Source organism: Hymenobacter sp., assembly GCF_036387835.1.
Lineage (GTDB): Bacteria > Bacteroidota > Bacteroidia > Cytophagales > Hymenobacteraceae > Hymenobacter.
Genome location: NZ_DASVSY010000030.1, coordinates 81,704 through 90,603, shown reverse-complemented (window position 1 = coordinate 90,603; position 8,900 = coordinate 81,704). Strand labels below are relative to the sequence as shown.

The window sequence follows — 8,900 nt, the reverse complement described above, 5'->3', positions numbered from 1 at the left end:
AATGGCGCGGTTCCGGATACTCGCGCTGCTCGTCGCGGAACGGAAGCCACAGGATTTCCGCGCTACTTTGCCTTAACCACTTTGGGTCAGCCTCGGTAGCACTACTTTTTCTTGATCACTAAAAGGCAGCAAACGGCTGGTAGCTTTATAATCTAGCCGGCTGCATCGCATGATAAAAACAGAAGTATCGGAAAACCCTACGGCCCAACGGGCACGCCTGGCTGTTGCGCTGTATTTCTTTGTGTCCGGCTTCGGGTTTGCCACGTGGGCTTCACGAATTCCAACTATTCAGCGCCAACTAGAACTCGATGAGGCGCAGCTTGGCGGTGTGTTGCTGGCCTTGCCCATAGGCTTGATGCTGACGCTGCCTGTCACTGGTATGCTGCTGCAGCGCTTTAATAGCCGGCAGGTCATGCTGGTGGGCGCGGTGCTTTACAATGTGGCGCTGGGTTTGTTGGGCTTTGCGCAGGAAACCTGGCAGCTAGTGGCCTTGCTGTTTTGCTTCGGCTCTTCGCGCAACCTGCTCAATATTTCCGTCAACGCGCAGTCGGTGGGGGTGCAGGCACTCTATGATCGGTCGATTATTGCCCGCTTTCATGGGGTGTGGAGTGTGGCGGGCTTTGCTGCCGCGGCGGTGGGCGCGCGCCTGGTAGTTAACGGCATACTACCTAAGTACCACTTTGTGGCCGTGGCCGTGGTGCTTACGGCCGTGGCCGTGTATTTCTTTCCGAACAGCCTGGACATCCCGCCCGACCCGGAGAAGCGCAAGGCCGGCTTATCGTGGCCCGACAAAACCCTGCTGAAATTCGGCATTATTGCCTTCGCCTCCATGGCCTGCGAGGGCACCATGTACGACTGGAGTGGTATTTACTTCGAGAAGGCCGTGCAGTTGCCCAAGGAAACCGCCACCATCGGTTTTGCCGTGTATATGGCGGCCATGACCACCGGCCGCTTCAGCGGCGACTGGCTGGCCAACCGCTACGGTGTAAAGCCTATGCTGCACTACAGTGGCTTACTCATGACGGCGGGCCTGACTCTGGCGGCGCTATTTCCAGCGCCGTTGGTGGCGGGCCTCGGCTTTGTGCTGGTGGGTCTTGGCGTTTCGTGCGTGATTCCGATGGTGTTCAGCATGGCCGGCCGCACATCGGCGCTGAGTTCGGGCTCGGCCATTGCCGCCGTTTCGATGGTGGGCTATTTCGGTTTTTTGGTGGTGCCGCCGGTAGTAGGTTTTGTGGCCAAGGCCGCCAGCTTGCGGTGGTCGTTTGGGTTAGTTGCCCTACTTGGGGCCGTAGTGGTAGCCCTGGTGCAGCGGGTGCAGGAACCTGAGGCGCAGGTATCGTAAGCTGCTATTACGCGCTGGTTGGTCGCAAAGTAGTCCCGGCCGTACGACCGTCATTGTAAAGATGAACGTCGTACGGCCGGGACTACGTGCTTTTTATAGCTAACTCAAGTTGCGAGGTAGCCGCGTAGCAGCTTCAGGTTTGTAGAAAGGGAGTCAGAAAGAGGACCCGCGCCGCGTAGCGGTGCCAGAAACGCCCGCCAGTCTGGCACCGCTACGCGGCGCAGAACGTCTCGTCTTACGAATTTAAAACTACAAACCTGAAGCCGCTACGCGGCTACCTCGCAACTTGAGTTAGCTAATTCACTTGTGAATCAGTTGCTTTCAAGTTGGTGTCCAGAGGCGGTAGCGCGAAGCCTGCGCCATTGCCTCTGGACGCTACTACCAGAAGAAATTAAGTTAGCTGGCTGAGCTTCAGGCTTATTGCACTGCTTTTCATGGATAAGTGCTTTGCAAACTATTTATAAATCAATATATATGCAGTGGCAGGCAACGCCTTGCCGGTGTTGCGCATCTGAAGGAGCAAAAGCCTTTGTTTCACTTGTAAGCTTGAATCCGATGAAATCTAGTATGCTTCTCAATGCCTTGGCCGTATCGTCGCTGGTTGGTTTGTCTGCTTGTTCTACTTCGGAGGCGCAGCAAGTGCGACGCGTCGGCACTTTCGAAAACGTAAAAGCCAGCGGCGCCTTGAACATCTATCTGCGCCAAGGTTCCACTACCGAAGTGAAAGTGGATGCGGCACCCGAAATACTGGAACACATAAAAACCGATGTATCTGGCAACACGCTCACGATTTACCGGGATAAGAAGTTTTCCTTGAGTGAGCTGATGCGTAGCAAATCGGTGAAGGTGTATATCACTACGCCCAAGCTGGAAGCCCTTGAAGTCAGCGGCGCCTGCGACGTGAAAGGCGAAACGCCCATCAAGGCCAACAACTTCCGCATCAATGCCAGCGGCGCCTCCGACGTTACGCTCACCCTCAACGCCAATTCCGTCAGCACCGACGCCAGCGGCGCCTCCGACATCCGCCTCGACGGCCGCGTGGAGCGCCAGCAAGTACAAATCAGCGGCAGCAGCGACTACCGCGCCTCCGACCTCCGCAGCGACAAAGCCGACGTGGACGCCAGCGGTGCCTCCGATGCCTACGTGTATGTAGACGAGGAACTTACCTCGCGCAGCTCCGGCGCCAGCGACGTGCACAACAAAGGCCGCGCCCGCAGTGAGCGGTAATTGCTGCCTACCTCAATTGCACAGAAGCAGAAAGTGCTAGCTTGACGGCGGCCTTTCTGCTTTTTCGTTTTGTAGCCTTATGCCCATCACTATCTATCCTCTCGACTGTGGCAAACTTGAAATACTGGACCTGGATGCTGATGAATATGGCAACTTTATTGCGCTGCTCAGCAACATGGAAGTCTGGTGGAATGGCGGGCGGTTGGCTCTACCGCACCAGTTTCGCTATGGCTGTATTAGGGAGTTGGATGCCGAGCGGTTCTTGATAATCGGAGAACAGATAGGCGCATCAGACACCGGCCACATTTTCGACTATACGGGCCGCAAGCTCCTAACCTTTGATGCCGGCGAATACATTGCCGATGTGCTGGTGCAAGCCAACCAGATTGTTATTTCCTACTTCGACCAGGCGGCGGGAGAACGGTCGCCTACTGGAGAAGGTATAGCGGTATTCAACTTTATGGGCCAACAGGTTTTTGGCTTTAGATCAAATCAGCAAGACTTTATCCTGGAATGCTACTGCCTATGTAAGTTGGGCAAGGATAGCATTCTGGCCTACATCTATACCGATTTTCCCTTGCTTGAACTTAGGCTTACCGATTACCGCCTGTCACGGCAGCCAACCCCTAGCGACTTCGAAGGGGCCCACGCTTTAACCTTCGACCGTGGCAATGTCGTTTTCTATTCTTCCTACAAAGACAAAACCAGTTTCTTTTGGTGGAATAGGAAGGACCAGGTGCAGCGTTTCGGTCATTTTGAGCTAGCTGCTCGGATACGAGGTATTGGCGCCGGTAAGTTCCTGACGTATGATAGCAACAGCTTCAGCATTATAGATGCTATGGAAATGATGCGGCAGGAGCACTTGCAGCAGCCGACGAACTTCTAATCAAAAAGCTACTAGGCTTTTTGATTAGAAGTTTAGCCCGAGCTTTCAACGAAATGGAATAGCAAGCACAGTTTAGTTGCAAACCCAGGTTGCGGAGTAGCCGCTACGCGGCTAAAGGTTTCAAGAAACCCGTGCTGTTCGTGGCGCTGCGCCGCGTAGCGGTGCCAGAAGCGCCTGCTGGTCTGGCACCGCTACGCGGCGCGGGACGTCCTTCGAACCGTAGGGCTACAAACCTTCAGCCACTACGCGGCTACTCCGCAACCTGGGGTTGCGACGGTTTCTTGAAGGCGCTGCTTAGCAACCTGGAAGTTTGAACGAACAAGCTGTAATGCAGCAGAAACTCCAACGATAAGTACTCTAAATATCTACTTCTCAATACTTCCACGGTATGCCCATGAAGAACTACACCAGTCTTTTGCTGCTGCTTTGCAGCCTAAGCTTCAGCAGCTCCGCCCAAACCGTCAACAAAGCCAAGCTCGACAGCCTGTTTACGGCGCTGGCCACCAACGACAAGGCCATGGGCAGCCTGACTCTCTCGCAGAACGGCGTGGTGGTGTACAGCCGGGCCATTGGGTACGAGGCTATTGGTGCCACCGCCAAAACACCGGCCACCACCGCCACGCGCTACCGGGTGGGCTCGGTGTCGAAGGTATTCACGGCCACTATGGCGTTCCAGCTGATTGACGAAGGCAAACTGACCTTGACCACGCCGCTGGCCACGTATTTCCCGGAGCTGCCCAACGCTAAGCGCATCACCATTGGCAACCTGCTCAACCAGCGCAGCGGCCTGCACAATTTCACCGCCGACGCCACCTACCAGACCTACCTTACGCAGCCCCAAACGCAGGCCGAGATGGTGAAGCTCATTGGGCAGAGCAAGCCCGACTTCGAGCCGAACGCCCGGTTTGGGTACAGCAACTCCAACTACGTACTGCTCGGCTACATTATCGAGAAAATCACCAAGCACACCTATAACCAGGCGCTACAGCAGCGCATTGCCGCCAAAGCCAACCTGAAAGACACTTACTACGGCGGCAAAATCGATGCGAAACGCCACGAAAGCGCTTCTTACCGGTTTGCCGGCTACTGGCAGCCCTCCACCGAAACCGACATGAGTATTCCCGGTGGCGCCGGTGCCGTGGTGTCTACTCCCGCCGATTTAGCTCGTTTTATTGAGGCCCTGTTTGCGGGTAAGCTGGTATCGGAAAAGAGCTTGAGCCAAATGAAAACCATGACCGATGGCTACGGCTACGGCCTGATGCAGTTCCCGCTCGGTAGCAAGCGCGCCTACGGGCACAACGGCGGCATCGACGAGTTTTCCAGCTCGCTCGCCTATTTCCCCGACGACAAGCTAGCCGTGGCGTTTTGCAGCAACGGCCTGGCCTACCCGATGAACGATATCCTGCTCGGGGCGCTAAGTATCTACTTCGGAGCCCCGTACCGCATCCCCGACTTCAAAGCTGCTGCCATCAAGCTTTCGGCGGCCGAGCTTACGCAGTACGCGGGCACCTACGCCAGCCTGAAGATGCCCCTGAAAATCACGGTAACTGCCAACGGCTCGGCCTTGCAGGCGCAGGCTACTGGCCAGCCGGCGTTTCAGCTCACGCCAGCGGGCAAAGATGCTTTTACGTTCGACCAAGCTGGTGTTCGGATGGAGTTTGCGCCGGCGCGCCAGGAGCTGCTGCTCAAGCAAGGCGGCGGTACATTCCTGTTTACGAGGGAGTAAGGCCAACTCGTACCGCCATTTAGTGCCAGGCGCCAGCTTTTGTACCTTTGGGCTCTTAGCTGCACAAAGGCGGTTTTTGCTTGAAATGCGCGGAAAAGTCCGTCATGCAGAGCGAAGCCGGAGGCGCAGTCGAAGCATGACGGACTTTTTCAACGTAAATCACTTTTCACTGACTGCCCAAACACCCACGTCGGCTTGTTGGCCCTGCTCATGCTCCATCGTCATTTCCTCGTTCATAAGCCTTACGGCTACCTTAGCCAGTTTACCAGCAATAATCCTAGTGAAGCCCGTAAAAAGCGCTTCTTAGGTGAGCTGCACGACTTTCCGCCCGGTACCATGTCTATAGGGCGCCTCGATGAGCACAGCGAAGGGCTGCTCCTGCTTACCACCGATGGCAGTGTGAGTGAGTTAATCCGGCGGAAAGACGTGGAGAAAGAGTACTACGCCCAGGTGGACGGTATTATCACCGACGAAGCCGTGGCGCAACTCCAGCAAGGCGTGGAAATCGGCCTCTCCGAAGGCAAATATCAAACGCTGCCTTGCGCCGCCTACCGCCTCTCCGCTCCCCCCGACCTGCCGCCCCGCACCCGCCACATCCGCTCCGACCGGCACGGCCCTACCAGTTGGGTGAGCATCACCGTCACGGAAGGCAAATACCGGCAAGTGCGCAAAATGACGGCTGCCGTCGGCTTCCCCACGCTCCGCCTAGTGCGCATGCGCGTCGGTACCATCTGGCTGGCAGATTTAGCGCCCGGCGAGGTGCGAGAAGTCACGCTCTGAATTGCAAGTGATGAGCTACAAGTTTCAAGCTGCAAGCTACCGTTCAACGAAAAGCTTGCGGCTTAAAATACGAGGCTGTTTAGATACAATTCCAGCATGGTGTAGCCGCTGGCGTCTAGCTTAGCCCGGTCGGCGGGGTCCTTGGGGTTGAGGCGCTGCTTTGTTTCCCACGCGTCGGGCATGCCGTCGTGGTCGGTATCGGTGGGGGCGGGTTTGGAAACCAGGGCTGGCCAGGCTTTCTGCGACACCGTGTAGGGCGTGCCGTGCGGGTAACCGCCCTGCACGTCGATAATGCGGCCCGTGCGGTTGACTACGTTGCGGATGATGCGCTGGTCGAGGGTGTCGCGCTTGGGCAGGCTGGCTCCCGCGTGCTGCAATACCACTTTGTAGGCCTCAGCGGCAGTTTGGGTGGCGACGGGGCCTAAGTCGAAGGGCGCCGGGGCTTTGGCTTGCAGCGTGTCGGCGGCGGTACCGTCGTTCATGACCACGCCGCGCCAGTTATGACGGGTCACGTCGGCGCTGGCGTCCACGTAGTTGCCGCTTAGGTAGAACTTGCCGTAGGGCAGCGGGTTGGCGCCTTTTTCAATTTTGTAAGGATTCAGCACCCGCGCCTTCACGTTGTCTTTGGTACTCGGGCCGTATTTGTAGTAGTTGTTGACGATGTTGTAGTTGCCGCCTTCGCCGGCGTACACGTTGTTTTCGCCCCAATTGTAGAGCACGTTGTTGCGGAAATCCACGTTTTCGTAACCAGCTGAGTGCGTGTAGCGGCTGCCATTGAAGCGGGGCGTGCGGTTTTTGCAGCTGGCAAACAGGTTGTGGTGCATGGTGGCGTGCTGCCCACCCCAAATGCCCCCGAATCCGTGCTGCTCGAAATCTTTGTCGCCGGTTTCGAAGTGGTAGGAGTAGTTGAGCGGCTCGCTGATCAGGTTCCACTGCAAGGTGGTACTGTCGCCCTCGTACACCGAGAAGCACTCGTCCGTCGACCAGCTCATGGTACAATGGTCCACCACGATGCGGCTATTTCGGAGCCCGCCAAACGCGTCGTCGCCGCCTGCACCGGGCACTTGGCCTTGGTTCTGGTTTTTGTCGCCCATGCGGAAGCGAATGAACCGGATAACAACGTTGTTGGCCTTCAACCCCACCGGATAATCAGTTAAACAAATACCATCGCCGGGTGCCGTTTGCCCGGCAATGGTGGTGTTGGACTTGCTGATGGTAAGCGGCGAAGCCAAGTGTATGGTACCCGACACCCGAAACACAATGGTGCGCGCCGCCGCTGGCTTAGTGAGGGCGTAGCGCAAACTGCCGGGCTGGTTATCGTCCTTAAGATTAGTGACTTGGAAAACGGTAGTTGGCATGGCGGCCGTGCCGCGCCCGCCCGATGTGAAGCGGCCGGCGCCCTCGGCCCCCGGAAACGCCAGCGGCGAGGCAGCCTCCGGCCCCGCTCCCGTAATTGCCAACGCGCCTAAGCCCAGAGCTACTGCAGATAAGTAATAAGCCCGATATGGCTGGCGAAACCTGGAATCAAGAAACATGAACACCAATCAACAAGCAAGAAAAGAAGATAAATCAAGCATCAAGCCGCATTCCGGCTTATAAGCGCAGCATGATATTACTGAAATGCCGGACTGAGAAGACACTAAAACCCGTATTTCTTTGCGCAATCGATGTCGGCAACGTTGCCAATTAACGCTTTGCTTGTCAGATTTTCAGGTTAGGGAGTTAATAGCGGCCCTATCGTGTTCAGAAGAACAGGGTGACATGGCAAGGGCGGCCTGCTGTTCGAGTTTACGCCAGTTAGCGGAAGCAGCAGCAGGAGTTTTTTGTCGCAGATTTTGGCGAGGCAAGCAGTAGGAATGTGTTGAATACGTGCGTTGGAAGTGGTGCTCTTAAGGCTCTATATAGCCATTTGAGGGGGTAGGCCAATGCCAACATTCTGCTTACCTTGGAAGTTAGCCGCTGCGTTTGTGGGCTACCAGACAGTTGTTTTGGCTTATTCGATGAAGTATTTTCTCTTTTTCCTTTTACTAGGATTGCCGCAGGCACTCTCAGCCCATCGGCCACTAGAGCCGCTGCAAATTGCCCGCGAATTTGTGGACACTGATGGCTGGCCGGAAATGAAAGAGCACCTCTGCTGCGAGGCCGAGCAGCAAGCCAAAAATCAAACACTCGGCCAACAGATTCCGGCCCGCCTGCAACGCAGCTGCCAGCTCCTGCAGCAAGGCGCCAGCACCGCCGTGGTAGCCGTAGAGCTGCGCGACTCCGTGAGCCGCAACGACTTCTACCTGCATTTTGCCAAAGAAAATGATACGTGGAAACTGCAAGCCATCCGCAGCTTGTCGATGACGCAGTTGGGGTCGCCCATGCTCAAGCTGCTGACCGCCATGCCACCCGCCGAAGTAGCGCAGTACAACCAGAAGCACCCCGATGCCAACCACGACTTCACCGTTGGCAACCTCAAGCTCTGGATTGGGGCCGACGCCGACATCATCGACCACTTCACGCACCACCAAGCCGACTTCCAAAAAGCCCTGCGCTTAGTACAGGCGCGCAAGTACTTCCCTGCCGATACCACTGCCGACAACGAAGAAGCAGCTAACACTGACCCGGAAATACGTCCCCTACTCCGGAAGCTCTACATCAGTCGCGTTACCCAACAAGAAACCGACTGCAACTCTTGCATCAAGTTTATCATCGGGGGCCGCATCGACAACACCGTTGGGCTCCTCTACCAGCCTAAAGCCGCCGAGGTACCCAAGATGAACCCCGACCGGCTGATTGTTGTCAGGACCATCAGCAAAGGCTGGTACCTCTACAAAACCACGAGCGGCAACAATCGGCAGTAGGGCACGAGGTAGTGCGGAAACCACAGGAAACCATAAGAAACCACAAGAAACCATGGGAAACCTGTTCCGCGACGAGCGCAGCGGGTTTCTACG

7 protein-coding genes are annotated in these 8,900 nt (G+C 56.3%); 6 read left to right on the top strand and 1 reads right to left on the bottom strand.

Translation table 11 applies throughout. The features are described 5' to 3' along the window. Positions 1–169 precede the first annotated feature (169 nt). From VF639_RS06290 to VF639_RS06270, 5 genes are all read left to right on the top strand, one after another. Positions 170–1,342 (top strand): MFS transporter, encoded by a 1,173-nt coding sequence (locus tag VF639_RS06290; RefSeq protein ID WP_331145037.1) that lies wholly within the window; start codon positions 170–172, stop codon positions 1,340–1,342. 567 nt (positions 1,343–1,909) lie between these two features. After that, entirely contained in the window at positions 1,910–2,569 is a 660-nt protein-coding gene (locus tag VF639_RS06285) for a head GIN domain-containing protein (RefSeq protein WP_331145036.1), read from the top strand. A gap of 79 nt (positions 2,570–2,648) precedes the next feature. Beyond that, a complete protein-coding gene (locus tag VF639_RS06280) occupies positions 2,649–3,455 on the top strand; it encodes a hypothetical protein (RefSeq protein WP_331145035.1) in 807 nt (268 codons plus the stop codon). 388 nt (positions 3,456–3,843) lie between these two features. Beyond that, a complete protein-coding gene (locus VF639_RS06275; protein WP_331145034.1) occupies positions 3,844–5,181 on the top strand; it encodes a serine hydrolase domain-containing protein in 1,338 nt (445 codons plus the stop codon). A gap of 210 nt (positions 5,182–5,391) precedes the next feature. Next, positions 5,392–5,961: a pseudouridine synthase gene (locus tag VF639_RS06270; RefSeq protein ID WP_331145033.1), complete on the top strand. Its 570-nt coding sequence runs from the start codon at positions 5,392–5,394 to the stop codon at positions 5,959–5,961. A 62-nt stretch (positions 5,962–6,023) separates the two neighbouring features. On the opposite strand, the gene VF639_RS06265 is transcribed toward VF639_RS06270, so the two are convergent. After that, positions 6,024–7,496, bottom strand: a complete 1,473-nt coding sequence (locus tag VF639_RS06265) for a pectate lyase family protein (protein WP_331145032.1) — start codon at positions 7,494–7,496, stop codon at positions 6,024–6,026. Positions 7,497–7,961: 465 nt separating this feature from the next. Between VF639_RS06265 and VF639_RS06260 the strand changes: the two genes are divergently transcribed. Further along, positions 7,962–8,807: a hypothetical protein gene (locus tag VF639_RS06260; protein ID WP_331145031.1), complete on the top strand. Its 846-nt coding sequence runs from the start codon at positions 7,962–7,964 to the stop codon at positions 8,805–8,807. Positions 8,808–8,900 lie beyond the last annotated feature (93 nt).